21 protein-coding genes and 1 pseudogene are annotated in these 23,587 nt (G+C 63.4%); 14 read left to right on the forward strand and 8 right to left on the reverse strand.

The genetic code is table 11. The features are described 5' to 3' along the window. Positions 1–19 precede the first annotated feature (19 nt). Positions 20–625 (reverse strand): DUF922 domain-containing protein, encoded by a 606-nt coding sequence (locus HB860_RS08520; protein ID WP_202045306.1) that lies wholly within the window; start codon positions 623–625, stop codon positions 20–22. A gap of 319 nt (positions 626–944) precedes the next feature. On the opposite strand from HB860_RS08520, the gene dcuC reads away from it, so the two are divergent. From dcuC to HB860_RS08545, 5 genes are all read left to right on the forward strand, one after another. Then, positions 945–2,297, forward strand: a complete 1,353-nt coding sequence (gene dcuC / locus HB860_RS08525; RefSeq protein WP_202045304.1) for an anaerobic C4-dicarboxylate transporter DcuC — start codon at positions 945–947, stop codon at positions 2,295–2,297. A gap of 101 nt (positions 2,298–2,398) precedes the next feature. Then, entirely contained in the window at positions 2,399–4,060 is a 1,662-nt protein-coding gene (locus tag HB860_RS08530) for a bifunctional metallophosphatase/5'-nucleotidase (RefSeq protein WP_247626340.1), read from the forward strand. Between the two features lie 282 nt (positions 4,061–4,342). Further along, positions 4,343–5,986: a hypothetical protein gene (locus tag HB860_RS08535; protein WP_247626341.1), complete on the forward strand. Its 1,644-nt coding sequence runs from the start codon at positions 4,343–4,345 to the stop codon at positions 5,984–5,986. A gap of 131 nt (positions 5,987–6,117) precedes the next feature. Next, positions 6,118–6,621 carry a M48 family metallopeptidase gene (locus HB860_RS08540; protein WP_139435395.1) on the forward strand — a complete coding sequence of 168 codons (504 nt, stop codon included), beginning with the start codon at positions 6,118–6,120 and terminating at the stop codon, positions 6,619–6,621. A gap of 81 nt (positions 6,622–6,702) precedes the next feature. Beyond that, complete coding sequence (locus HB860_RS08545) at positions 6,703–7,467, forward strand: DUF2927 domain-containing protein (RefSeq protein WP_247626357.1); 765 nt, start codon at positions 6,703–6,705, stop codon at positions 7,465–7,467. Positions 7,468–7,596: 129 nt separating this feature from the next. On the opposite strand, the gene HB860_RS08550 is transcribed toward HB860_RS08545, so the two are convergent. After that, positions 7,597–7,851, reverse strand: coding sequence for a DinI family protein (locus HB860_RS08550; RefSeq protein WP_171273977.1), 255 nt, complete (start codon positions 7,849–7,851; stop codon positions 7,597–7,599). Between the two features lie 256 nt (positions 7,852–8,107). Here HB860_RS08550 and HB860_RS08555 point away from each other — a divergent pair, with 256 nt between their 5' ends. Both HB860_RS08555 and ykgO read left to right on the forward strand, forming a co-directional pair. After that, on the forward strand, positions 8,108–8,377 hold the full coding sequence (locus HB860_RS08555) for a type B 50S ribosomal protein L31 (RefSeq protein WP_247626342.1): 270 nt from the start codon (positions 8,108–8,110) through the stop codon (positions 8,375–8,377). Further along, the gene (gene ykgO, locus HB860_RS08560; RefSeq protein ID WP_025326720.1) at positions 8,374–8,499 is read left to right on the forward strand and encodes a type B 50S ribosomal protein L36; all 126 of its coding nucleotides are present in this window, start codon (positions 8,374–8,376) and stop codon (positions 8,497–8,499) included. Before HB860_RS08555 ends, ykgO begins: the two co-directional genes overlap by 4 nt. 76 nt (positions 8,500–8,575) lie before the next feature. On the opposite strand, the gene araC is transcribed toward ykgO, so the two are convergent. The 4 genes from araC to HB860_RS08580 all read right to left on the reverse strand — a co-directional run bounded on the left by araC (position 8,576) and on the right by HB860_RS08580 (position 13,214). After that, complete coding sequence (araC, locus tag HB860_RS08565) at positions 8,576–9,487, reverse strand: arabinose operon transcriptional regulator AraC (protein WP_348773026.1); 912 nt, start codon at positions 9,485–9,487, stop codon at positions 8,576–8,578. 132 nt (positions 9,488–9,619) lie between these two features. After that, entirely contained in the window at positions 9,620–10,621 is a 1,002-nt protein-coding gene (gene araH / locus HB860_RS08570; protein WP_247626343.1) for an L-arabinose ABC transporter permease AraH, read from the reverse strand. Between the two features lie 50 nt (positions 10,622–10,671). After that, positions 10,672–12,168, reverse strand: a complete 1,497-nt coding sequence (gene araG / locus HB860_RS08575) for an L-arabinose ABC transporter ATP-binding protein AraG (RefSeq protein WP_247626344.1) — start codon at positions 12,166–12,168, stop codon at positions 10,672–10,674. Positions 12,169–12,230: 62 nt separating this feature from the next. Next, positions 12,231–13,214, reverse strand: coding sequence for an arabinose ABC transporter substrate-binding protein (locus HB860_RS08580; RefSeq protein WP_247626345.1), 984 nt, complete (start codon positions 13,212–13,214; stop codon positions 12,231–12,233). A gap of 360 nt (positions 13,215–13,574) precedes the next feature. Between HB860_RS08580 and HB860_RS08585 the strand changes: the two genes are divergently transcribed. From HB860_RS08585 to araA, 3 genes are read left to right on the forward strand one after another with little or no spacing between them, the layout of a single operon-like run. Then, positions 13,575–15,251 carry a ribulokinase gene (locus HB860_RS08585; RefSeq protein WP_247626346.1) on the forward strand — a complete coding sequence of 559 codons (1,677 nt, stop codon included), beginning with the start codon at positions 13,575–13,577 and terminating at the stop codon, positions 15,249–15,251. After that, positions 15,248–15,946: an L-ribulose-5-phosphate 4-epimerase gene (locus HB860_RS08590; protein ID WP_247626347.1), complete on the forward strand. Its 699-nt coding sequence runs from the start codon at positions 15,248–15,250 to the stop codon at positions 15,944–15,946. The genes HB860_RS08585 and HB860_RS08590 overlap by 4 nt, the downstream gene beginning before the upstream one ends. A 15-nt stretch (positions 15,947–15,961) precedes the next feature. Continuing rightward, positions 15,962–17,461, forward strand: coding sequence for an L-arabinose isomerase (gene araA, locus HB860_RS08595; RefSeq protein ID WP_247626348.1), 1,500 nt, complete (start codon positions 15,962–15,964; stop codon positions 17,459–17,461). Between the two features lie 67 nt (positions 17,462–17,528). Here araA and HB860_RS08600 read toward each other — a convergent pair whose 3' ends face one another. Further along, positions 17,529–18,419, reverse strand: coding sequence for a LysR family transcriptional regulator (locus HB860_RS08600; protein WP_247626349.1), 891 nt, complete (start codon positions 18,417–18,419; stop codon positions 17,529–17,531). 114 nt (positions 18,420–18,533) lie between these two features. On the opposite strand from HB860_RS08600, the gene HB860_RS08605 reads away from it, so the two are divergent. The 4 genes from HB860_RS08605 (at position 18,534) to HB860_RS08620 (ending at position 22,252) form a co-directional block, all read left to right on the forward strand. Then, entirely contained in the window at positions 18,534–19,685 is a 1,152-nt protein-coding gene (locus HB860_RS08605; RefSeq protein ID WP_247626350.1) for a methionine aminotransferase, read from the forward strand. Between the two features lie 8 nt (positions 19,686–19,693). Beyond that, positions 19,694–20,509, forward strand: coding sequence for a carbon-nitrogen hydrolase family protein (locus HB860_RS08610; protein ID WP_247626351.1), 816 nt, complete (start codon positions 19,694–19,696; stop codon positions 20,507–20,509). 53 nt (positions 20,510–20,562) lie between these two features. Further along, the gene (locus HB860_RS08615) at positions 20,563–21,333 is read left to right on the forward strand and encodes an ABC transporter substrate-binding protein (protein WP_247626352.1); all 771 of its coding nucleotides are present in this window, start codon (positions 20,563–20,565) and stop codon (positions 21,331–21,333) included. 202 nt (positions 21,334–21,535) lie between these two features. Next, positions 21,536–22,252: a metallophosphoesterase gene (locus HB860_RS08620; RefSeq protein ID WP_247626353.1), complete on the forward strand. Its 717-nt coding sequence runs from the start codon at positions 21,536–21,538 to the stop codon at positions 22,250–22,252. A gap of 812 nt (positions 22,253–23,064) precedes the next feature. Here HB860_RS08620 and HB860_RS08625 read toward each other — a convergent pair. After that, positions 23,065–23,338: pseudogene (locus HB860_RS08625) on the reverse strand (leucine zipper domain-containing protein); the annotation flags it as partial. Between the last annotated feature and the right edge of the window lie 249 nt (positions 23,339–23,587).

The raw sequence follows: 23,587 nt of genomic DNA on the forward strand, positions 1-23,587 counted from the left end.
TTTTTATTGGCGATGACGATCAGCGGCCCTCTGGCCAGCTGACCCCGAGCTTGCGCCCCCGATCGGTCTGCTGCGCCAGGGTGGCGAATCGATCCCGGGTCGCCTCCAGCACCGCCTGCCCCTGTTGCCAGCCCTGGTACTGCAAGGCGGCGCAATCCCGGGCGACGGGCAACTGGGCGAACCGGATGCCGAGCTGGCTGACGCTTTCGAGCAAGATGTCCTTGTGACGGCTCTCGTAGTCGAACATGGCCGCCACCAGCTTGTCCCACTTCTGCCGCTCCGCCGCGGACGCCCTGCCCTTGTCCATCCAGTTCGGCACCCTGACCTGGATGCGGGCCGTCACCTGGGCCTGATCCAGCTCGCAGCGCGCCGGGGTCGCCCTGGTCTGCAACTGCCAGGAGAGCTGATAGCTGGCCCTGCCGATATGGCCGTCCGCCTGGGCAGGCGACAAGGCGGTGATCTGGCGCATCACGGCGGCCACATCGGCCCCTGATACCCGATAGAACTGGAAATCGACCTTGATATCGGGCGCCACCCGAATACCTGCATAATGGGAGGGTGCTGCTCCGATTGAGGCGGCATATATGAGGGCCGCCACCGCCCCTGTCTTGCTGAAGAGTCCCATCGTCGTGCTGCCTTGCTCCTTGTGAGTCCGGCGTAATTTCAATTAATAATCAATGAATTAATAGTCAGTGTGGGAGATTAACCGCGATCAGGGGCGCTGTCACCTGCTCTCGGAGCCGGGGGAGGCAAAGGGGCCGCTTCCACCCGTTCAGAATGGGGATTTGCAAGGGAGATCACAGCCAGCCGCCATCCCCATGGCGAATTACTCCTTATGAGGTAATAATCCCGGCGTTTTTGTTGGCACATGTCGAGCTAGCCAGTCCAACCCTCTGCTCAGCCCGTTAGATGCCCGACGTCACTCCATACTCAGGAACCTATTTATGATGGAACTCCTTATTGGCACCCTGGTCACCCTGGCCGTGGGTCGCTACATCTTCAAGGGCTATTCGGCGACCGGGGTGCTGCTCAGCGGCGGCCTCTTGCTGCTGGCGATCACCGCCCTGATGGGCAAGGCGGTGCTGCCAGCCAGCGTCACCTCCACCGGCCACGTGGCCACAGACGTGTTCGAGTACGTGCGCTTCCTGCTGGTCGACAGGGGGGGCGGCCTCGGCATGCTGATCATGGTGCTGTGCGGCTTTGCCGGCTACATGAGCCACATCGGCGCCAACACCATCTTGGTGAAGCTGGCCAGCAAGCCCCTTGGCATCATCAAGTCCCCCTACATATTGCTGGTGGCCGCCTACCTGGTGGCCTGTGCCATGTCGCTGGCGGTGAGCTCCGCCACCGGCCTCGGCGTGCTGCTGATGGCAACCCTGTTCCCGCTGATGGTCAACATGGGGATCTCCCGAGGCGCCGCGGCCGCGGTGTGCGCCTCCCCGGCCGCCATCATACTGGCCCCCACCTCCGGGGACGTGGTGATGGCCGCCCAGGCCGCCAACATGGAGCTCATCGAGTTTGCCTTCAAGCTGACCCTGCCCATCTCCCTGACGGCCATAGCCGCCATGGCGGTGACCCACTTCTTCTGGCAGCGCTATCTGGACAGAAAGTCCGGCGAGCACAACGAGGCGGTTGCCCCGAGCGATCTCATCACAGACGCCCCCGGCTTCTACGCCATACTGCCGTTCACCCCCATCATCGGCGTGCTGCTGTTTGACGGCAAGCTGGGCCCCAAGCTCGACATCGTCACCATCATCGTCATCTGTCTGGTGCTGGCCGCCCTGCTGGAGCTGGTGCGCAAGCGCAACGGCCGCGAGCTGCTGGACGGTCTGCAGGTGTGCTGGCGCAGCATGGCCGACGCCTTCGCCGGCGTGGTCATGCTGCTGGTGGGAGCCGGGGTCTTCGCCCAGGGGCTGATGGGGCTCGGCTTCATCGCAAACCTCTTGGATCTGGCCCAGAGCTTTGGCACAGGCGGCGTCATCATCATGCTGGTGCTGGTGGTCATCACCACCCTGGCCGCCTTCACCACAGGCTCGGGCAACGCCCCCTTCTACGCCTTCGTGGAGCTGATCCCGCACCTGGCCACCAGTCTGGGCGTCAATCCCGCCTACCTGGTCATCCCCATGCTGCAGGCTTCCAACCTGGGTCGCACCATCTCGCCGGTCTCCGGGGTGGTGGTCGCCTGTGCGGGCATGGGCAATCTGTCCCCGTTCGAGGTGGTCAAACGCACCTCCATGCCGGTCGCCGTCGGCCTCTTGGTGGTGATCCTCGCCACCCAGATCCTGGTGCCTGCCTGAGTACCGTCTGACGCTTTTCCAGCCCGGCGTCTGCCGGGCTGGCATCCCCCCCTCCCCTTGCAGTAGACTCGGTGCTCTTTTTCCCTAAGGAGGACCGAGCCTTGAGTATTACGGTTCAACTTGCCCACTTCAGCGACTGCCACTCCCATTTCGATGGCGCGCCCATGCGCTTCTCCCCAGAGGGTGAGTCCGAGTGGCGCACCCAATGTGGCGGCTACGGCCGCATCCTGACCCGGCTGACCGCCCTGCGCCAGCAGGCCGCCGCCGCGGGCCAGACCTGCCTGCTGCTGCACGGGGGTGACACCTTCCAGGGGTCGCTCTATTTCAACCGTTTCAAGGGGCGGGCCAACGCCGACCTGCTCGGCCTGCTGCGACCGGATGCCATGGTGATCGGCAACCATGAGTTCGATCTCGGCAACGGCCCCCTGGTGGAGTTTCTGCGCCAGCTCGACTATCCGGTGCTGGCCGCCAACCTCGACAGCAGCCAGGAGCCAGCCGATGCCCCGCTGCGGCTGCACGGCTTGCCACAGCTGTTTGATGCCAGCCGCCCCTGGCACAGGCGCGTCATCGACGGCGTCCCCTTCGCCCTGCTCGGCATCACCTTGCCGCAGATGGCCGCCATCGCGAGCCCGGATCCCCATACCCGCTTCCACGGCATCGAAGAGACCCTCAGCGCCGCCCTCGGCGAGATCAAGGCCGAAGGAATAGAGCACATCATATTGCTCAGCCACCTTGGGCTGGAGCAGGACAAGCGGCTGGCGGCCCGCTTCCCCGAGCTCAGCCTGATTGTCGGTGGCCACACCCACAGCCAGCTGGGGGATCTGGCCCCGCTCGGACTGATGAGCGAGGGGAGCTACCCCTTGATGATCGAGGGGGTCGCCATACTGCATGCGGCCCACAGCGCGCTGTGTCTCGGGGTGTGCGAGCTGGAATTTGATGAGCGCGGGCGCGTTTGCCAAAGCCGCGGCCAGCTGGAGTGGCTGCCCTGGCAGCCCTGGCCCTTTGCCTCGCCCCCGCCGGCAGGTCTCCATTTCTGCGAGCCGGCCCCCGAGATCGAGCAGCATCTGGCCAGGCGCTACCGGCCCGAGCTCGAGACCATGACCCGGCGCATCGTGACCCGCCTCGCCGGGCCACTGCACCATCAGCGCCTGCCCGATGCCGCCCTGCCCGCCGGCAGTCAGGTCGCCCCCCTGGTGGCAAGCGCCATGCTGGCCGGTGCCCGCGAGCAGGTGGGTCAGGTGGACTTCGCCCTGCACAACGCAGGGGGGGTGCGCTGCTCCCTCGAACCCGGCCCCTTAAGCGAGGCGGACATCGCCGGGCGCCTGCTGCCCTTTGCCATCCCGCTCACCCTCTACCGGGTGCACGGCCATGAGCTGGCAGAAGCGCTGGAGGGGGCCATCGACAACGCCACCAACAACGGCGTGGTCGGCAATGGCAGCGGCAGCTTCCCTTACACCGCCGGGATGCGCTTCAGTTATCAGGCAGACAGGCCCAAGGGGAGCAGGATCACCCGCCTCGAATGGGAGGCGAGCCCGGGGCAGTGGCAGAGCGTCGAGATGGATGCCATCTATCGGGGGGTCTCCAGCGCCTACACCGCCTCCGGCAAGGAGGGCTACACGGCCCTGGCCCGCACCCTGACCCAGCACAATCAGGAGCTCGGCATCACCCTGGCCGATGCCTTTATCCGCTGGGCCCGCCATCTGCCCGAGCTGGCCCCCCTGCCGGCACTGGTGGAATACCAGGGCGCCAGTCCCATGGCCTGAGGCCCCTCGCCGGGCCCTCCCCTGTCAAGGCGCCGCTTTTCTTCGTGAGAGCGGCGCTTGTTACATTTTTCAAGCACAGTCCCCAGCCCCATTGCAGCGGACTGCCGGCCTCGGCAACACCAGTCAACAGCTGGTCTCGCTAATCATTTAGCCCACTGCGGGCACTGAAAACGCTACTTTTATACATTATTTCAAACACATCACCCCAGCCCATTGCATCGGACTGCCGGCCTCGGCAAGATAGGCCCGCTTTTACGTCTTTCCCGCAGGAACAGGTCATCCATGAATCACGCCATCCGTTTTACCCCTCAGCGCTACAACCCCGGGCTCAAGCCGCTGGTTGTCCTGCTCACCGCCCTGATGGCGCTGCTGTTTTGCTTGCGCAACCCGCTGTTCCACGGCATGGCGCCCGGCTTTGATGCCTCCCTGTTCGCTGTGATGGGCAAGATGTGGAGCGAGGGGGGCGTGCTCTATCGGGACATGATCGACATCAAGGGCCCCATGATCTTCGCCCTCGATGCCCTCGGCTACTCCCTGGGCGGCTTCTTCGGGATCTGGCTGCTGGAGTGGGTGCTCTGCTGGCTCGGTCTGCTCGCCAGCTGGCAGGCGTTCTCCCAGCTGGGGCTCTCCCTGCGGGCCCGCCTCGGCAGCATGCTGGCGATCCTTGCGCTCTACAGCACCCGCTACTACTACGGCAACATGACCGAGGACTGGACCTTCCACCTGGCCCTCATCGCCCAGTGGGCCTTCATCACCCTGCTGCTGGACAAGCAGTTTCGCTGGGGCCCGGCCCTGGTGGCGGCCCTCACCTTCGCCATCGTGGCCTGGATGCGCACCAACAACGGCGCCTTCTGGGGAGCCTGGTATCTGGTGCTGTTCTGCCACTGGTGTCTGCGTGAGCAGTGGCGCTGCGCCTTCGGCCTGCTCTGCTCCAGCCTGCTGGGGCTGGCCCTGGTCGGCGGCCCGCTGTTTGCCTACTTCCAGCACCACGGCTTGCTGGACGAATTCAAATACTACGCCTTCGGCATCTTCTTCGAGGGGAGCTATGGCAACGGCTTCTCGCCGGAAGTGGGGGCCGTCGGCTTGCTGCGCACCGGCCTCGTCATGCTGCTGCCTGCCTTCATGGTGCTGATGCTGGGACGCCGCCAGGAGTGGTATCTGCCCGCCCTCTGCGCCACCCTGTTCGGCGTGCTCTTCACCCTGATCGCCAACTCCGTCTCCGGCCACGTGTTCGATCACTACGACGTGCTCTACCTGCAGCTTGGCCTGCTGCCTCTGGCCTGCCTGCTGGATCGCAGCGAGCAGCAGTCCGATGCCCTGGGCCTGCTCTGCATCTCCCTGGTGGTACTGACCGCGAGCTGGCTGCTGGCCCAGCAGCTCGGTTATGGCTGGAGCACCAAGGAGTGGTCGCTTGAACGGGTGCGCGAAGTGCTTGGCAACAGCCTCCTGTGGGCCCTGCCGGTGCTCATCCTGGTGCCGCTGTGGCGCGCCTGGGATGTGCGCAGCGCCACCCCCTGGCTTGCGTCGCTCGCCATGCTGGCGCTGCTGGTCAACAACGCCTGGGAGGGCAACCTCAAGGGCAAGCCGTTCAATCCGCCGGCCCAGGTGCGGGTCGACAGGATCAAGGCCGAGACAGGGCCGACCGACAAGATCTGGGTCGACGGCATACAGCCGCAATACTATCTGTGGACAGATCGCCAGCCCGCCTCCGCCTATCTGTTCTTCGCCAACGTCAATCCGCCCTATGACGTGCGCGAACGGGTGCTGGCCGACATCCGGCGGCAGGATCCCAAGTTCATCATCGCCAAGCCGGAGCGGGTGGCAGAGCAGCTGAAAACGCCGAGCTCTCCCTCCAGCCTCGCCTTCTATCAATATCTGACGGACCGCTACCAAGAGGTGGATCCGGGTCTCTATCGCCGTCGTTGAGACAGATTGACGAAAGTCGGGGCCGTCGCTGGCAACAGCGACGGCCCCTTTCATTGACGTGCAGACCTGTGTTCAAGGGGGCCCATCATGATTACAATGGCGCTCTTTTTTAGTGTGAAGGGGGAGACATCATGGCGGAACTGACCTATCTGGGGGGCTATCCTGATCCCCTCAAGCACCAGGTACAGCAGTTGATCGCGGCGGGAAAACTCGGCGAGATGCTGGCCAAACGCTACCCCGAGACCCACCTCGTCCAGAGTGACAAGGCGCTGCTTGCCTACACCATGGAGCTGAAAAACCGCTACCTGAAAAGCTCGGCACCGCTCTCCAAGGTGATCTTCGACGGCAAGATCAATGTGATCAAGGATGCCCTCGGCCTGCACACCTATGTCAGCCGGGTACAGGGCAACAAACTCAAGGCCAAGAACGAGATCCGCATCGCCGCCCTGTTCAAGGAGGCCCATCCCGCCTTCCTGAAGATGATAGTGGTGCACGAGCTGGCCCACTTGCGGGAGAAGGATCACAACAAGGCCTTCTATCAGCTCTGTCAGCACATGGAACCGGACTATCATCAACTGGAGTTCGATCTCAGGCTCTGGCTCACCTGGCGTGACATCGAACGCACCTCGGGCTGACCCTATCGATTGCAAGGAGGCAAGATGATCCCAGGGCACACTCGTTCAGGGCGCAGCCCTCGGCATACCGCGCCAGGCCGGATGCTGGCCCTGTGGCTCGCCGCGCTGCTGCCCGGCTCCCTGCAGGCCACCGAACGCTGGCAGAGCAACGACTATCTGGTCCAGAGCTTCATGGAAGTCGCCATGAAGCGGGAATATGGCCATGAGAGCCAGGTACACTTCTCCCGCTGGCAAGGCCCCATCCGCCTCAAGCTCATCAACGAGTTTGGCGACAAGGCGCTGCAGGCCGAGGTGGTCAAGGTACAGAGCCAGCATCTGGCCAGGATCACCGGCCACCCCATACAGCTCGTCAACGACAACCCCAATCTCACCCTCATCATGACAAGGCACCAGCAGATGGCCAGCTGGGCCGGCCGAACCATGCGCCAGGATGACTCTGTCGGCATTGCCCTCAAGGAGGGGGTCTGTCTGGCCAATTTCGCCACCAATGCCCGTTACGAGATCACCCGTGCCACCATCATCATCCCGGTGGACTACAGCCGGGCCAAGGGCCGCTTCCTGGATTGCGTGGTGGAAGAACTCACCCAGGTGATGGGGCTGCCCAACGACTCGAACAAGGTGTTTCCCTCCATCTTCAATGACAACAGCATCGACAGCTTCCCCACAGGTCTCGACTATGTGCTGCTCAAGCTCGCCTACCATCCCGCCCTCCAGGCAGGGATGACGGCCGACGAGGTGCGCACTGCCCTGCCCATTGCCCTCAAGGCGCTTCGCGCCAATGGCGACATCGCAGAGGCCAACCAGCGGGTACAGAGCGGCAGCCTCAAACGCTGGGCCGGGCTCTGAATCTCCTGGCCTGGCTAAGTGCCCGGTTGCCTGCCCACAAACACGAAACGCAGCCTTGAGCTGCGTTTCGTTCAAATCGGGGTGAACGCCAGCCCGATCAGGACAGGCAAATCGACAACCACCCCCTGATCAGGCCTCGGCGCCTTCTGCCTCCGGCATCCAGCTCTCGGCGTTCTCCCACACTTCCTGCACCATGGCTTCGGCCAATTCCCTGTCCTCTTTGCTGGCGCGGCTGACCGTCAAGGCCATGGCACTGCCCGGGGCGACCCGCACATGCAGATCAGGGAATCGCTCGCCCAGTTGCTTGAGCAACTCCTGGCGCAGCGCCTCCATGGTCGCAGTGGGGATCTGATGTTTTCTGTCGATGATGATTTCCAGGCGCATAGGATACGTCTCCATGATGGTTAACTGTATTTTTATACAGTAAAAACCAAAAGTAAAGACTCAACTTCTCGTTCCCCTTCCATCGCTCAACAATCCATCACTCCCCTCTGTCATGACCTCATCCGCATTCCCCCTGCTTCCCCTTTCTCAGCGCGTTCCATCCTGCCTGGCCACCTCGGGAGAAAAAAATGGTTGATATTGATTCTCATCCGTCGCATTATGATTTGGTGTTATAACATAACAAAAAGAGACAATCATGCGCCCCGACATTCACCCTCAATACCGCAAGGTCCTGTTTCACGATCTGGCCAGCAACACCTGCTTCCTGATCGGATCCACCTTGCAGACCGATCGCACCAGGCAGTGGGAAGATGGCAACACCTATCCCTATGTGACGCTGGACGTCTCCAGTGCCTCTCACCCCTTCTATACCGGCAAGCAGAAGCAGGTCGGCAAGGAAGGACAAGTCGCCCGCTTCGGTCAGCGATTCGGCCAATTCTTCAACAAAGGAAAAGAGAAGTCATGAAGGTACTCGCCTCCCTGAAATCCGCCAAGTCACGTCACCCGGACTGCCAGGTCGTGCGTCGGCGCGGCAAGCTGTTCGTGATCTGCAAGAGCAATCCCAGATTCAAGGCTCGCCAGGGCTGATATCGGCAACGACAAGGCCCAGGCCCCCAAATAAACAAGCCCTCATCATGAGGGCTTTGTCATCTCTGGGTTCTTCTCACAACGGGGTGGCGCACTTGCGGTATTCGGTGGGGCTGACCCCGACCCGTTTCCTGAACACCCGCGAGAAGTAGAGCTGATCGTCATAGCCCACCTGCTGGCCTATGGTGGCCACCGACATGGGGGTGGTCTGCAGCAGCAGCTTGGCCCGCATGATCCGCTGATCCTCGCGCCAGCGCACTATGCTCACCCCCACCTGCTCGCGAAACAGGTGGGCCAGCCGTGAAGGGGACAAAAACACCTGCTCCGCCAGCGCCTCCACCGAGATCTCGGCGCAGAGCGATTCGCTCAGGATCTGGCACGCCTGGTGAACTCTGTGATCTAGGGTGGGATAGGCACTGAGGGACGAGGCCTCGTAACAGCGAATCAGCAGCCGCTCAAGCAGGTTCATGGCGAGCTGTTCCGACATGGGCCTCAGCTGCTGGTGGGTCTCTTCGATGTCGAGGAAGAGGGCGTCGAATTCGGCGAGCAAGCCGGCGTCAGCCAGTTGCAATCGCCCCACCCGCTCCGTCACCTGGGGCCACTTGAGCCAGTCGGCCCAGTAGGCCCGCGGCCGGAAATAGACCCAGCGGTGATACCACTCCCGGGCATCCGGCGCCCGGCCGTAATAGTGCACGGCCGCCGGCGGAAACAGCAGCAGGTCCCCCGGCTCCACGGTGAAGGCCTGATCCCCCTGAAAGATCTGCCCCTTGCCCCTGATGGTCAGGTTGACGATGAAGCCTTTCATCCCCAGGGGCCTGTCGATGATGAAGTCGAGGGCGCTCCCCTGCTCGATGGGGGTCATGCCCGAGACCAGGAAGACGTCGAAGGCGTAGCCCGGCAACAGGGGGTTGAGTTGTTTCGGCTTCTCTTTTTGCATCGAGGACATGGCGGAAAACAGCGCTTGGGTAAAAAAATCGGCTTGGGCCATTGTAGAGATCCGGCGTTGGAACAACCTATTTTCGCAAGCGGCCTGATGTGAATTTATTGAACTGGCTCACAGCTTGCCTGAAGGAGGCACCAGGCCAGCATGGGCCGACCTGGTGCCGGAGGGGACAACCGCTCAGGCGCGCGCCTTGCGCACCTGCTTGTAGCGGTCGAACAGCACGGCGGCGAGCAGGATGAGGCCGCGCACCACGTACTGGGCAAACGGGGAGATGTTGAGCAGGTTCATGGCGTTCTCCATCAACCCCAAAATCAGCACCCCGGCGATGATGTAGGAGATCTTGCCGATGCCCCCCTTCATGGAGACGCCCCCCAGCACACAGGCGGAGATCACCACCAGCTCGAAGCCGATGGAGGTCATCGGCTGGCCCGAGGTCATGCGCGAGGCGAGTATGATCCCCGCGATGGAGGCGATGAGCCCGGTCATGGTGAAGATGATGATCTTGGTGCGCACCACGTTGACCCCGGCCAGGCGCGCCGCCTCCTCGTTGCCCCCCATGGCCAGGGTGTTGCGGCCGAAGGTGGTCTTGTTGAGCAGCAGGCCGAACAGCACGAAGCAGAGCGCCGTCAGCCAGACCGGGGTCGGGATGCCGAGCAGGGCGGAGTTGCCGAGCTCGAAGAAGCCCTCCTCCACTATGCCCACCGCCTTGCCGTCGGAGATGATGTAGCCCACCCCGCGCGCCATCTGCATGGTGGCCAGGGTGGTGATGAGGGCGTTGATCTTGAATTTGGCCACGACGATGCCGTTGATGAGGCCAAACAGCACCCCCACCGACATGCCTGCCAGTATGCCGACCGTGATGCTCTCGGTGGCGTTGATGCCGACTGCGCAGGCGACGCCGGAGCAGGCCACCACTGAGCCCACCGACATGTCGAACTCGCCGGAGGCGAGGCAGAACAGCATGCCGCAGGCCACCATGCCCGACATGGAGACGGCGAGCCCGAGCCCGCGCATGTTGATCAGGCTGGCGAAGTTGGGCACCAGCGCGCAGGCCAGCAGGAACAGGATGGCGAAGATCACCAGCATGCCGTATTGATCCCAGACGCGGGCCAGTTGCAGGCGGGAGCCGCTGGCCGCCGAGACGGTCGCGGCCTGACCGGCTGAGGTAGTTGTTGTCATGGTATTTCTCCTGAAGTTTCCGGGTGCTATCGCGTTACAGTCACGGGGGATTAACGGGCCGGCATGGCCAGATTGAGCGCCTTGACCTCGTCGGCCTCATGGTGGGATAGCTCCCCTGCTATCACCCCCTCCCGCATGACCATGATCCGATCCGCGATGCCCAGCACCTCCGGCAGCTCGCTGGATACCACCACCACGGCGATGCCCACCTTGGCCAGATCGTAAATCACGTTGTAAATCTCGTTCTTTGCCCCGACGTCGATGCCGCGGGTCGGCTCGTCGAGCAGGATCACCTTCATGTCCTCGGAGAGCCAGCGCCCCAGAATGGCCTTCTGCTGGTTGCCGCCGGAGAGGTTCATGATGGCCTGATGGGGGGACGGGGTCTTGACCCGCATGTCGCGGATCCGCAGCCTCGCGTTCTCGTCCTCCCACTGCTGGTTGATCCAGAAGCCGCCCCACGCCTGGTGGCGGCGGGCGCTGATGTTGATGTTCTCCTGCACCGAGTGGATGGGGATGATGCCGAGCGCCTTGCGGTCTTCGGTGCAGAGCATGATGCCGCTGCGAATGGCGTCGATGGGATTGCGAATGACCACCGGCTTGCCGAACACCGCTATCTCGCCGCCTCGGGGCTTCTCGGCACCGAAGATGAGCTTCATCAGCTCGCTGCGACCAGCCCCCACCAGCCCGAAGATGCCGAGGATCTCCCCCCGTCTGACCTCGAACGAAATGGGCGCCCTGAGGCCAGGCCCCATCAGGTGCTCCACCTTGAGGCCCGTCTCCCCGAGCGCTCTGGGGCTGTAGCCATAGATGTCGGTCAGCTCCCGTCCCACCATGGTCTTGACCAGCAGATCCCGGTCCACCTCGGCCATGGAGGCGAAGGTGCGCACGAATTGGCCATCCTTGAATACCGTGATGGCGTCGCACAGGGCGAAGATCTCGTCCATGCGGTGGGAGACATAGAGAATGACCTTGCCCTCGTCCCGCAACTGGCGGATGACCCGAAACAGCTGCTCAATTTCGCGGGACGACAGGCTGCTGGTCGGCTCGTCGAAGGCGATGACGCTGGCGTCCCGGGTCAGGGCCTTGGCGATCTCCACCATCTGCCATTGCCCGAGGGACAGGTACTTGAGCGGCGTCTCCGGCGACACATCCATGCCGAGACGCGCCAGCTGTCTGGCCGCATCCTGATAGAGCTTCTCCCTATCGATGACGCCGCGCCGGGTGGGCAGCTGCCCCAGGTAGATGTTCTCCGCCACGCTCATCTCGGGCACCAGATGCAGCTCCTGATAGATGATGGCGATCCCGCTCTCCAGGGCGTCGACCGTGTCTTGAAACACCTTCTCCTGGCCCGCCAGCTTCACCACCCCGGTGGTGGGAGCCTGAAAGCCGCTCAGGATCTTGAGCAGGGTGGATTTGCCCGCGCCGTTCTCCCCCATCAGGGCGTGCACCGAGCCCTGCTGGCAGCAGAAGGAGACGTTCTGCAGCGCCTTGACGCCGGGGAACTCCTTGCTGATGCCGCAAAACTCCAGATAAGGAACTTGATTCATGAGATGACTCCAGCCAGCCGGCACGGCGCAGGGCGCCATGCCGGCATATCAGGGATTGGCGATCACAGACCTTTCTTCTGCAGCTCGACCTTGAAGTTGTCGCGGGTGATGAGCACCACGTCGGTCACCTCGGTGAACTTGGCCGGCTCTGCGCCGTTGACCACCCAGTCATGGAGCATCTGGATGCTCTTGTAACCGTGCACGTCCGGGCTTGGCAGCAAGGACCCCAGGAAACCGGTGGCGCTGGACTTGGAGAGCTCATTCACCGCATCCACCCCGTTGATGCCGATGCCGATGACGTTCGCGGCCTTGAAGCCCTGCCCTTCGGTGGCGCGCACGCCGCCAAGCACTGTGTTGTCATTCATGCCGACGATGAGCCAGTTTTTGACCTCGGGGTGCTGCACCAGCATGGAGTTGGCGGCATCCAGGGCTCCCGGAATATCGTTGGCCTTGGTCGGTGAGCGGTAGATCTGGGCATCGGGGAAACCGGCGGCCTTGAGCGCACTCAAGGAGCCGTCGACCCGGCGGCGGGCGGTGTCGAGCTCGTCGGCGGTGATGGCGAGCACGGCTGTGCTCTTCAGGTCCCACTGACGTTTTTCCATCTCCTTGTAGAGCTCCTGGCCCTGGCGTTCACCAATCTTGGTGGCGGCCATCATCACCAGGGGCACCTGCTCCATGGGCAGGCCCTTGGCGTTGACAAACTGGTCGTCCACCGTGATGACCTTGAGATCCATGCTGTTGGCCTTGGCCATGATGGCGGCCCCGAGCTTGGGATCAGGGGTGCAGATGACGAAGCCCTTGGCGCCGTTGGCCGCCAGGCTGTCGATGGCATTGAGGGTCTTCTCCCCATCGGGGACGGCTATCTTGATCACCTCGAAACCGAGCTCCTTGCCCGCCTTGTCGGCGAAGTTCCACTCGGTCTGGAACCAGGGTTCCTCCGGCTGCTTGACCAGGTAGCCCAGCTTCAGCGCCTCGGCCGAGAAAGCAGAATTTGCCATACCCATGGCAAACCCCATTGCGATCATGCCTTTAACGATTTTGTTCATGTGAATGTCTCCAACGGTTCTATCTATCCATGTATCCACGCAGTGCTGCTCCTTGAGTCAATCAAGTCACAGCCATCTAAATCATGCTTAAACAGGACGTTATTGTTGTTGCTAGATGAGCGAACCAAGTTGTAATCGTTTTCACATGGAAAAATGGAGAGCAGGATCACGCCATGAGATTGCAGCCATTTTGTCTATATATTTAGCAAAATCGTTACATATTGAATTTTCGAGAGCCGTCACCCTCTCGCACTGACAGCGTTAAAATCCATATTTCCAGCAGCCAATGGCTAACCGCCCCTCCTGCCCATCTCCTATGGTTCCTCCCCAGTCACCCCTCATTGATGGTCAGGAGCAGATATGTCTGAGCACATCGTCATCGGACTCGATTTCGGCAGCGACTCGGTCAGGGCACTCGCCGTGCGCTGCCAGGACGGCGCCGAGCTGGCGACCCAGGTCGTCTATTACCCGCGCTGGCAGGCAGGCCACTACTGCCAGCCGGTCAACAACCAGTTCCGCCACCACCCCCTCGACTATCTGGAGTCCATGGAGCAGGCGGTGGTGGCTGTGGTGAGCCAGCTCACCCCGGCCCAGCGTACCGCCGTGCGCGGCATAGGGGTGGACAGCACAGGCTCCACCCCCGCCCCCATCGATGCAGAGGGGCGCGTGCTGGCCCTGCGCCCGGAGTTTGCCGACAACCCCAACGCCATGTTCGTGCTGTGGAAGGATCACACCGCCATCGAGGAGGCGGAGGCCATCACCGCCCTGTGCCACGGCGGCCGGTTCCCCGACTACAGCCGCTACATCGGCGGCATCTACTCCTCCGAGTGGTTCTGGGCCAAGATACTGCACGTCTCCCGAGCCGATGCCGCGGTGCGCGCCGCCGCCTGCAACTGGGTCGAGCTGTGCGACTGGGTGCCCGCCATCCTGAGTGGCACCCAGGTCCCGGCCACCCTCAAGCGCGGGCGCTGCGCCGCCGGCCACAAGTCCCTCTGGCACCCGAGCTGGGGCGGCCTGCCCCCCGCCGACTTCCTCAACGCCCTGGATCCGCTGTTGACCCAGGATCTCGACTCCCCCCTCTTTACCGACAGCTGGACCGCCGATCTGCCGGTCGGCACCCTGACCCCGGAGTGGGCGGAGCGGCTGCACCTCTCCTGCGAGGTGGTGATAGCGGGCGGCGCCTTCGACTGCCATATGGGGGCGGTGGGGGCCGGGGCCGGCAACAATGCCCTGGTCAAGGTGATAGGCACCTCCACCTGCGACATCCTGATCGCCGACGAGGCCACCATAGGCGATCGCGCCATTGCCGGGATCTGCGGCCAGGTGGACGGCAGCGTGGTGCCGGGCATGGTGGGGCTGGAGGCGGGACAATCGGCATTCGGCGACATCTATGCCTGGTATCAGCGCCAGCTCGGCTGGCCCCTGGAGAGCCTCGCCGCCCAGTATCCAGAGCTGCGCACCGCCATCGAGGCCCACAAGCGGGAGCTGCTGCCAAGCCTTGCCGCCGCCTGGGAGCAGCAGCGGGACCTCGCCCATCTGCCGGTGGTGCTCGACTGGTTCAACGGCCGCCGCACCCCCTACGCCAACCAGCGCCTGCAGGGCACCCTCACGGGCATCAACCTAGGCACCGATGCCCCCGATCTGTTCGGTGCCCTGGTGGCCTCCACCGCCTTCGGGGCCCGCAGCATCATGGAGTGCATGACCACCCAACAGGTGCCGGTGGAGCAGGTGATCGCGCTCGGTGGCATCGCCCGCAAGTCAGCCACCGTGATGCAGACCTGCAGCGACGTGATGAATCGCCCCATCCAGGTGGTGGCCTCGGATCAGTGCTGCGCCCTGGGGGCGGCCATCTTTGCCGCCGTGGCGGCCGGGATCCATCCCGATGTGGCCAAGGCCCAGCACCACATGGCGAGCGCCGTGGAGCGCACCCACCAGCCCAACCCCGAGCGGGTCGCCGAATACGAGCGCCTCTACCAGCGCTACCTCGCCTGGGGCGCCGCCGCCGAGCCGCTCTACAACCGGGGGATAACTGCATGAACCTCAAGATGCTCAAGGAGCAGGTGCTCGTCGCCAACCTGGATCTGCCGCGCCACGAGCTGGTGACCTTCACCTGGGGCAACGTGAGCGGCATCGACAGAGAGCGCAATCTGGTGGTGATAAAGCCGAGCGGCGTCAGTTATGAGCGGATGCTGGCTGAGGACATGGTGGTGCTGGATCTCGCGGGCAAGCAGGTGGAAGGCGCCTTGCGCCCCTCCTCCGACACCGCCACCCACCTGGTGCTCTATCGCGCCTACCCCGAGCTTGGCGGCGTGGTGCACACCCACTCCACCCATGCCACCGCCTGGGCCCAGGCGGGGCGCGCCATCCCCATTTTCGGCACCACCCAGGCCGACTACTTTCACGGCGAGATCCCCTGCTCCCGCCTGCTCACCCCGGGCGAGGTCGAGGAGGATTACGAGGGGCTGACCGGCCACCTCATCGTCGAGACCCTCAAACAGACTCCCATCCTCACCATGCCGGGGGTGCTGGTGGCCAACCACGGCCCCTTCAGCTGGGGCAAGAGCGCCGAGGATGCGGTACACAACGCCGTGGTGCTGGAGGAGGTGGCCCGCATGGCCTGGCTCACCGGCCAGATAAACCCGGGGGCCCGCCCTCTGCCCGATTACCTGCTGGAGAAACACTACCAGCGCAAGCACGGCAAACACGCCTATTACGGCCAGACAAAAGCTTAAAGAGAGGACAAGTTCATGGAATTGATGAAACAGCTGGAAGTGTGGTTCCTGGTCGGCAGCCAGCATCTGTATGGCGCCACCACATTGAAGCAGGTGGCCGATCACGCCCACACCATCACCAGCCAGCTCAACGAGGGGGCGAACCTGCCCCTCAAGATAGTGCTCAAGCCCACCGGCACCACCCTGGATGAAATCAGTAGCGTCGCCCGGGATGCCAACCACGACCAGCGCTGCGTGGGGCTCATGGTGTGGATGCACACCTTCTCCCCCGCCAAGATGTGGATCCCGGCCCTGAGCCAGTTGCAAAAACCCCTGCTGCAGTTCCACACCCAGTTCAACCGGGATCTGCCCTGGAGCGAGATCGACATGGACTTCATGAACCTGAACCAGACCGCCCATGGCGGGCGCGAGTTCGGCTTCATGGGGGCCCGACTGCGGCTGCCGCGCACCGTGGTGGTCGGCCACTGGCAGGACGAAGAGGCCAGACAGAAGATTGGCAACTGGATGCGGGTCGCCGCCGCCATCCACGACAGCCGCCACCTGAAGATCGCCCGCTTTGGCGACAACATGCGCAACGTGGCGGTCACCGAGGGCGACAAGATTGAGGCCCAGATCCAGTTCGGCTATCAGGTGAACTACCACCCGGTCGGCGATCTGGTCAAGGTGATCGACGCCGTGCCCGACAGCGACATCGAGGCGCTGCTGGCCGAATATGAGGCGACCTACACCCTGACCGAGGCGGTGCAGGCGGGCGGGCCGTTGCGCTCCTCTTTGTATGAGGCGGCGCGCCAGGAGCTGGGGATGAAGAAGTTCCTCACCGACGGTGGTTTTGGCGCCTTCACCACCACCTTCGAAGATCTCTATGGTCTGCACCAGTTGCCGGGCCTCGCCTGCCAGCGCCTGATGGAGCAAGGCTTTGGTTTTGGGGCAGAAGGGGACTGGAAGACCGCTGCCCTGCTGCGCACCCTGAAAGTGATGGGCTCAGGCCTTGCTGGGGGCGCCTCCTTCATGGAGGACTACACCTACCACCTGGAAGCGGGCAACAACCTGGTGCTGGGGGCCCACATGCTGGAGGTCTGCCCCTCCATCGCCGCAGGCAAACCCGTGCTGGATGCCCAGCACCTGGGGATTGGCAAGAAGGCCGATCCGGCCCGCCTGCTGTTCGCGGCCCCCGCCGGCAAGGCGGTCAATGCCAGCCTCATCGACATGGGCAACCGCTTCCGGCTGGTGGTCAATCAGCTGGAGGTGGTGGACCTGCCAGAAGCCATGCCGAAACTCCCGGTGGCCAGCGCCCTGTGGAAACCCCTGCCGGACCTGCAGACCAGCGCCGAAGCCTGGATCCTGGCGGGGGCCGCCCACCACTCGGTGTTCACCCAATCGGTGGACATCGAGCAGCTGCGCACCTTCGCCGACATCCTGGGTATCGAGTGCGTGGTGATCGACGAGCACACCCGCATCCCCGAACTCAAGGAGCAGCTGCGCTGGAACGAGGTCTACTACAAGATCTGCCACTGACCCCTTCTTGGGCCAGCAGCCCCATGATCACAGCCCCGCCCGCGGGGCTGTTTCTGTTAATGCCCCCTCAAGGGTGCGCCTCCCCCTCCAGCAGCCAGTGACAGACCCGCTGCACCCCGTGGCGCCGGCTGTCGGGCCGGGCGAGCAGGGCGTATTCGTGATCCGTCTCCAGCACGGGGGCAAAGGGGGCGACCAGGGCGCCGCTCTCCAGCTCCTCGGCCACTATGGTGGGATCCCCGAGGGAGAGGCCGAACCCCTGCAGGGCGGCATTCATCGCCAAGTCCAGGGTATCGAACAGCTGCCCTCCCTGGGGCTGCCAGGGGACGTCGAGGAAGGCGGCAAACCAGTTGCGCCAGTCCCGCCGATCGGCGCTGGCATGGATGAGGGGCAGCAGGGGCAGCTCGTTCAGGTCGCGCTCGAACAGGCGATGCTTGGCGGCAAACGCCGGGGCGCAGACCGGGGTCAGCCGCTCCCGAAACAGGGGCTGGCTGTGGGGATAGCGCCCCATGCAGGGCTGATAGACGATGGCGAGATCGAAGGGCTCCCGGGAGAAGTCGATGCCGTGGCTGTGGCTGCCGCGCACCTCCACCGCTTCCCCCTCGAACGCCTGCAACCGCCGCAGCAACCAGCGGCTGGCGCAGGAGGGCACCTTGATGCTGATCGCCTGCTCGTGGGGCAGGGTCTGCAGGGCGCTGAGCCCCTCCCCCATCCGGGCCAGCCCTTCGCGGACGAAGGGCAGCAACCGCTCGGCGGCCGGGGTCAAGGTGAGGCAGCGGGTGCCGCGCACGAACAGCAGGTGCCCCAGGCGCGCCTCCAGCTGGGCGATCTGCTTGCTCACCGCCCCCTGGCTCACGCACAGCTCGTCGGCGGCCAGGGTGAAACTCAGATGGCGGGCAGAACACTCGAAAACCTGCAGGCCATAGAGGGGCAACTGGCTGCGGGGTTGGGCGGACAACATACAAGCCTCCATGCTTGAGAAAAACTCATGCATAACATGCCGAATAATCCGTTGTCCGGCAACCCTTGCGGGGGCTAAAAAGGGACCTCTTTCACACACTCAGGTGACGGCGCCATGTCTTCCCCCCGCATTGTCAGCAAACTGCCCCAGGTGGGCACCACCATCTTCAGCGTGATCGGGGATCTGGCCGCCCGCCATCCCAGCATCAACCTCTCCCAGGGGGCGCCGAGCTTCCCCTGCGATCCCGAGCTCATCCGGGTGACCCACGAGGCCATGCTGGCGGGGGAGAACCAGTATGCCCCCATGACGGGGCTGCCCGCCTTGCGCGAGCAGCTCGCCGCCAAGATAGGGACCAGCTACGGCCACCACTATGACGCGGGCGAAGAGGTCACCATCACCGCCAGCGCCAGCGAGGCCCTGTTCTGTGCCATCACCGCCCTGGTTCACCCCGGCGACGAGGTGATCATGTTCGAGCCGGCGTTCGACAGCTACCGCCCCATGATCCAGTTGCAGGGGGCCACCCCTGTGGTGATCGCCCTCAAGGCGCCGGACTTTGCCATCCCCTGGGAGGAGGTGGCCGCCCGCATCACCCCGCGCACCCGCATGATAGTGCTCAACACCCCCCACAACCCCACCGGCACCGTCTGGCAGGCGGGGGATCAGGAGCGCCTCGCCCGCCTGGTACGCGGCACCGACATCCTCATTCTCTCGGACGAGGTGTACGAGCACGTGGTGTTCGACGGCGCCCTGCACCAGAGCGTCATCCGCTATCCGGAGCTGGTGGAGCGCTCCGTCGCCGTCTTCTCCTTCGGCAAGACCTTCCACGTCACCGGCTGGCGGGTGGGTTACTGCGTGGCCCCCCGCCCCCTGATGGAGGAGCTCCGCAAGGTGCACCAGTTCGCCATGTTCGCCGCCGACACCCCCATGCAGTACGGTTTCGCCCACCTGTTGCAGCAACCGGCCCACTATCAGGGGCTGGCGGCCTTCTACCAGCGCAAGCGCGACCTGCTGACCTCGGCCCTGGCGGATTCGCGCCTGACCCTGCTCCCCTCGGCGGGCAGCTTCTTCATGCTGGCGAGCTACGAGCGGGTAAGCGACGAACCGGACAGCCTGTTCGTGCAGCGGCTCATCCGCGATCACGGGGTCGCCACCATTCCGGTCTCCGCCTTCTATCACGACGGCACGGATCAGCGGGTCATCCGTCTCTCCTTCTCCAAGGATGACGACACCCTGCTGGCGGGTGCCGAGCGCCTGTGCGGCGTCTAGGAGGCAGCATGGATTCAGTGCGCGTTGCCGTTATCCAGATGGTCTCCGGGGACAGCCTCGACCACAACCTGGCCCAGGCCGAAGCCCTGCTGCGTCAGGCGGCGGCCGAGGGGGCCGAGCTGGCCCTGCTGCCCGAATACTTCTACCTGATGCCCGTCGACGAGCGGGCGCGGGTCGCCCTGGCCGCCCCCGTGAGCAGTCACCCCCTGCTGGCCTGGGCCCGGGAGCTGGCCCGGGAGCTCGGAATCTGGCTGCTGGCGGGCACATTGCCGCTCGTAAGCGACGAGCCCGGCAAGATGCACAACAGCAGCCTGCTCATCGACCCGCAAGGGGAGCTCGCGAGCCGCTACGACAAGCTGCACCTGTTTGGCTTTTGCACCGGGCAGGAGCAGTATGACGAGGCCGCGACCATGAGCCCGGGCCGGGAGGTGGTGAGCCATCCCCTGCCCTGGGGCATGCTGCGCTTCGGGATCTGCTACGACCTGCGCTTCCCGGAGCTGTTTCGCCTGGGGCCCGCCCCCGACTTCATCGCCCTGCCCGCCGCCTTCACCCACACCACGGGGCTCGCGCACTGGGAGCTGCTGCTGCGGGCCCGGGCGGTGGAGAACCTGGCCTTCGTGCTGGCCTCGGCCCAGGGAGGTGAGCACCCAGGCGGGCGGCGCACCTTCGGCCACAGCATGATCATCGATCCCTGGGGCCGGGTACTGGCCCAGGTAGAGGAGGGTCAGAGACTGGCCATCGCAACCCTGGATCTGGCGGCCCAGCGCAGGGTGCGCAGCCAGCTGCCGGCCCTCGCCCATCGCAAGATAGCCGTCGGCCCTTGAGGCCGGCACCCTTTAGCACGCTAGGAATGACACCACACTTCAAGGGACTGACCATGAAACTCAACACACTGATGATGCTGGTGGCCCTGGCCACCGCCGGCCAGGCAGCCGCCAAACCCCTGGTGATCGCCACCGACGCCACCTATCCCCCGTTCGAGATGGTCGACAGCAGCGGCAAGCTCGGCGGCTTCGAGGTCGATCTCGCCTATGCCCTGTGCGCGGCCATGAAGACCGAGTGCGAGGTGATCAACCAGCCCTGGGATGCCCTGCTGCCCGGTCTGCAGGTGCGCAAGTACGACGCCATCATGTCCTCCATGAACATCACCGACGAGCGGCGCCAGAAGGTCGCCTTCAGCCAGGTCTACTACATGATGCAGAACCGCTTCGTGGGGCGCAGCGACAAGGCGGGCGACTTTGCCGACACCCCTGAGCACTTCAAGGGCAAGGTGATCGCGGTGCAGGAGGGCACCCCCCAGGACAACTTCATCACCGCCCGCTACGGCGACGTGGCCAAGATCAAGCGCTACGTCAACGCCCAGTCCCCCATGCTGGATCTGCAGTCCAGCCGCGCCGACTACACCTTCGGCAACATGGTGCAGTTGAAGGTGGGCTTCCTCGACAAGGAGATGGGCAAGCAGTTCGCCTTCGTCGGTCCCCAGTTCAACGGCACCCAGGACAAGATCCTGGGAGAAGGGGTGGCGGTGGCCCTGCGCAAAAACGATGACAAGCTCAAGGCCCGCTTCGATGCCGCCATCGAGAGCGTCAAGGCCGACGGCACCTTCGACACCCTGCTCAAGAAGTACCAGCTCGAAGACCTGCTCTGATCCCGACGACGGACCACCATCACACCATGCCAGTCGACACCGACTGGCATTTTTTATCCCGGTGAGGCGGCGCGTCCGGGCACGCTGGCGTTTACCTCTTCAAGGTCGAGGCCAAGCGTGCCATGCTGCAGCTATCCATGGGCATTAACGGGTCATCGCGCAACCGCCGTTGCCGCGCACCGACCAGGCAAGGAGGCTAGCCATGAATCCGTCCCCGCTGATCAGACGCTTCTCCCGCAATCCTCTGGGGCGGGATCTCGCCGTCGGCGATATCCACGGCTACTTTTCACGGCTGGAACAGACCCTCAACCAGGCGGGATTCGATCCCGCTCGGGATCGCCTCTTCTCCATGGGGGATCTGACGGATCGCGGCCCCGACTGCACAGCCGTGCTCGAGTGGCTGGCCAGGCCCTGGTTTCACCCTGTCTGCGGCAATCACGACGACTACGTCTGCCGCTACGAAAGCTGCGATAGGGAGAACTGGATCCAGAACGGCGGCGGCTGGTTTCAGCAGCTGACCCCGGACGAGCAGGGGGCGTTCGCCGCCCACTACCGCACCCTGCCCCTTGCCATCGAGGTGGCCACCCCGGCCGGCCCGGTCGGGCTGCTCCACGCCGATTGCCCCTTCCCCTCCTGGCAGGGGCTGCTGGACCAACTGGATGCGGGGGTGAGCGGCGGCAGGCTGCGCGCCATCAAGAACGTCTGCCTCTGGTCAAGGCGCCGCATCGAGCGGCTGGACGAGAGCGGTGTCGAGGATCTCGTCGCCCTGGTGGTGGGCCACACCCCGGTGGGCCGCCCGGCCCGTCTTGGCAACGTCTACTACATAGACACCGGCGGCTGGTATCCCGATGAAGGGGGCTACTTCACCCTGCTGGATCTACACACCCTGATGCCGCTGCCCCCGGGTTCGGCCCGATAATCCCCATCCAGCCGCAATCCTGCACAGCCCGCTGAGCCGATACCCTTGAGCGTTCAATAAACCGGCAGCCAGGGTGCCCGGGCTTCGCTCTGCCTGCGCTATGGTTTACCATGCTGGCAACTGCGGTGCATGGCACCGCCCACCCAGGCGCCATGGCGCCGCCATCGGACACCTCACCTCGAGCAACATGAGCAAAACAGCACAGCCCGGCAGCGAGCCCACCTTCTACTTCCACGTTTTGCAATATGTGTTTTTTAATGAACTGATTTATAAAGGTTTATGGTTCTGATGCTGATGAGCGTGGTACACAATTGGGACATGATGAAATTTGAGGACCATTTCTACAGATAGTAACGGTGTTCGTTTGAGTAACTTAACCGTCAGGACTTCATCCGCTTTGGCCGCAAAAAAAAACAAGTAAGGCCAGTTCAGCTGTTTCATATGTGAAACACAACATGCAGAAGTTCGTGGCCATAAACTGCAGAAGTTAAATTTTCAATTATATTTCAATGCATTACAGTAACTTTAAAACAAGGTTGCACGAGTCCTAAAAGCTCATCTATGTAGAAAGCACCAATCAACAGACCATAGACCAACCGCATTCGCTCATCCCGGCCCAGCAATACACCGAGCAATATCTCGCCGCTTACCGGGTCGTCCCCATGCCAGAAACACCAAATGGCGCTTCCACCACATCCAGCCTAGCTAGTTCTTACGCTTAGCTGCGAGAGATGGGCGAGACCTGTGGGAAACGCCCGATGGCGCGATTGATGCGGCATGATGGTTTACATTCACAAACAGGTTACCACCACCATCCCATGACTGATGGGTCGATAGGTTTGTCGCTGCTTGTGCAGTTCGATAATCCCTGTTGGCGCTGGTCATCGATGGCATGGGGGCAAGAAGAGTGACCGAGCAAGCCATCAGGTCCCTCCTGACGATATCGAGTGAGCCACTTGTCAGCTGCTCGGGTAGTGACCCGGCAGCGTGAGCCGCCTCTTCAACACGCAGGCCCTGTTCAAGGATGCGCCGGACAAGAAGCTGTCGACCAAAGACGGTTAACCGGGCATTTTTATGGTTGTTCACTCGCACATCTCCGACGATTAGTTTGGTTGGCGCCTCCAATTCCCCTGGAATGCCCCGAGTAAACAACCTACAGAGAGAGCACAGCTAGGGAGACCAAATTACTCCCCGATATACAGAACCCCCGATGTATCACATCGGGGGTTCTGAGTGATTAGAAGATGCTCAGAGCATATGAACGGAGGCGGTGTTGGTGGTACCGCTCGGTACCAGGGCACCGGAGACCATGACGACCACGTCACCCTTCAGGCC

It is taken from the genome of Aeromonas genomosp. paramedia, assembly GCF_023093515.1.
In the GTDB taxonomy this organism is placed as follows: Bacteria; Pseudomonadota; Gammaproteobacteria; order Enterobacterales; family Aeromonadaceae; genus Aeromonas.

What these genes read in the sequence shown, in the direction of transcription:
- HB860_RS08620 (WP_247626353.1), top strand. Translation starts at nt 21,536, where the DNA reads ATGAATCCGTCCCCGCTGATCAGACGCTTCTCCCGCAATCCTCTGGGG.
- HB860_RS08615 (WP_247626352.1), top strand. Translation starts at nt 20,563, where the DNA reads ATGAAACTCAACACACTGATGATGCTGGTGGCCCTGGCCACCGCCGGC.
- HB860_RS08585 (WP_247626346.1), top strand. Translation starts at nt 13,575, where the DNA reads ATGTCTGAGCACATCGTCATCGGACTCGATTTCGGCAGCGACTCGGTC.
- araH (WP_247626343.1), bottom strand. Translation starts at nt 10,621, where the DNA reads ATGACAACAACTACCTCAGCCGGTCAGGCCGCGACCGTCTCGGCGGCC.
- ykgO (WP_025326720.1), top strand. Translation starts at nt 8,374, where the DNA reads ATGAAGGTACTCGCCTCCCTGAAATCCGCCAAGTCACGTCACCCGGAC.
- HB860_RS08520 (WP_202045306.1), bottom strand. Translation starts at nt 625, where the DNA reads ATGGGACTCTTCAGCAAGACAGGGGCGGTGGCGGCCCTCATATATGCC.
- araC (WP_348773026.1), bottom strand. Translation starts at nt 9,487, where the DNA reads ATGGCCCAAGCCGATTTTTTTACCCAAGCGCTGTTTTCCGCCATGTCC.
- HB860_RS08545 (WP_247626357.1), top strand. Translation starts at nt 6,703, where the DNA reads ATGCTGGCCCTGTGGCTCGCCGCGCTGCTGCCCGGCTCCCTGCAGGCC.
- HB860_RS08550 (WP_171273977.1), bottom strand. Translation starts at nt 7,851, where the DNA reads ATGCGCCTGGAAATCATCATCGACAGAAAACATCAGATCCCCACTGCG.
- HB860_RS08535 (WP_247626341.1), top strand. Translation starts at nt 4,343, where the DNA reads ATGAATCACGCCATCCGTTTTACCCCTCAGCGCTACAACCCCGGGCTC.
- HB860_RS08580 (WP_247626345.1), bottom strand. Translation starts at nt 13,214, where the DNA reads ATGAACAAAATCGTTAAAGGCATGATCGCAATGGGGTTTGCCATGGGT.
- HB860_RS08600 (WP_247626349.1), bottom strand. Translation starts at nt 18,419, where the DNA reads ATGTTGTCCGCCCAACCCCGCAGCCAGTTGCCCCTCTATGGCCTGCAG.
- HB860_RS08590 (WP_247626347.1), top strand. Translation starts at nt 15,248, where the DNA reads ATGAACCTCAAGATGCTCAAGGAGCAGGTGCTCGTCGCCAACCTGGAT.
- HB860_RS08605 (WP_247626350.1), top strand. Translation starts at nt 18,534, where the DNA reads ATGTCTTCCCCCCGCATTGTCAGCAAACTGCCCCAGGTGGGCACCACC.
- dcuC (WP_202045304.1), top strand. Translation starts at nt 945, where the DNA reads ATGATGGAACTCCTTATTGGCACCCTGGTCACCCTGGCCGTGGGTCGC.
- araG (WP_247626344.1), bottom strand. Translation starts at nt 12,168, where the DNA reads ATGAATCAAGTTCCTTATCTGGAGTTTTGCGGCATCAGCAAGGAGTTC.
- HB860_RS08555 (WP_247626342.1), top strand. Translation starts at nt 8,108, where the DNA reads ATGCGCCCCGACATTCACCCTCAATACCGCAAGGTCCTGTTTCACGAT.
- HB860_RS08540 (WP_139435395.1), top strand. Translation starts at nt 6,118, where the DNA reads ATGGCGGAACTGACCTATCTGGGGGGCTATCCTGATCCCCTCAAGCAC.
- HB860_RS08610 (WP_247626351.1), top strand. Translation starts at nt 19,694, where the DNA reads ATGGATTCAGTGCGCGTTGCCGTTATCCAGATGGTCTCCGGGGACAGC.
- araA (WP_247626348.1), top strand. Translation starts at nt 15,962, where the DNA reads ATGGAATTGATGAAACAGCTGGAAGTGTGGTTCCTGGTCGGCAGCCAG.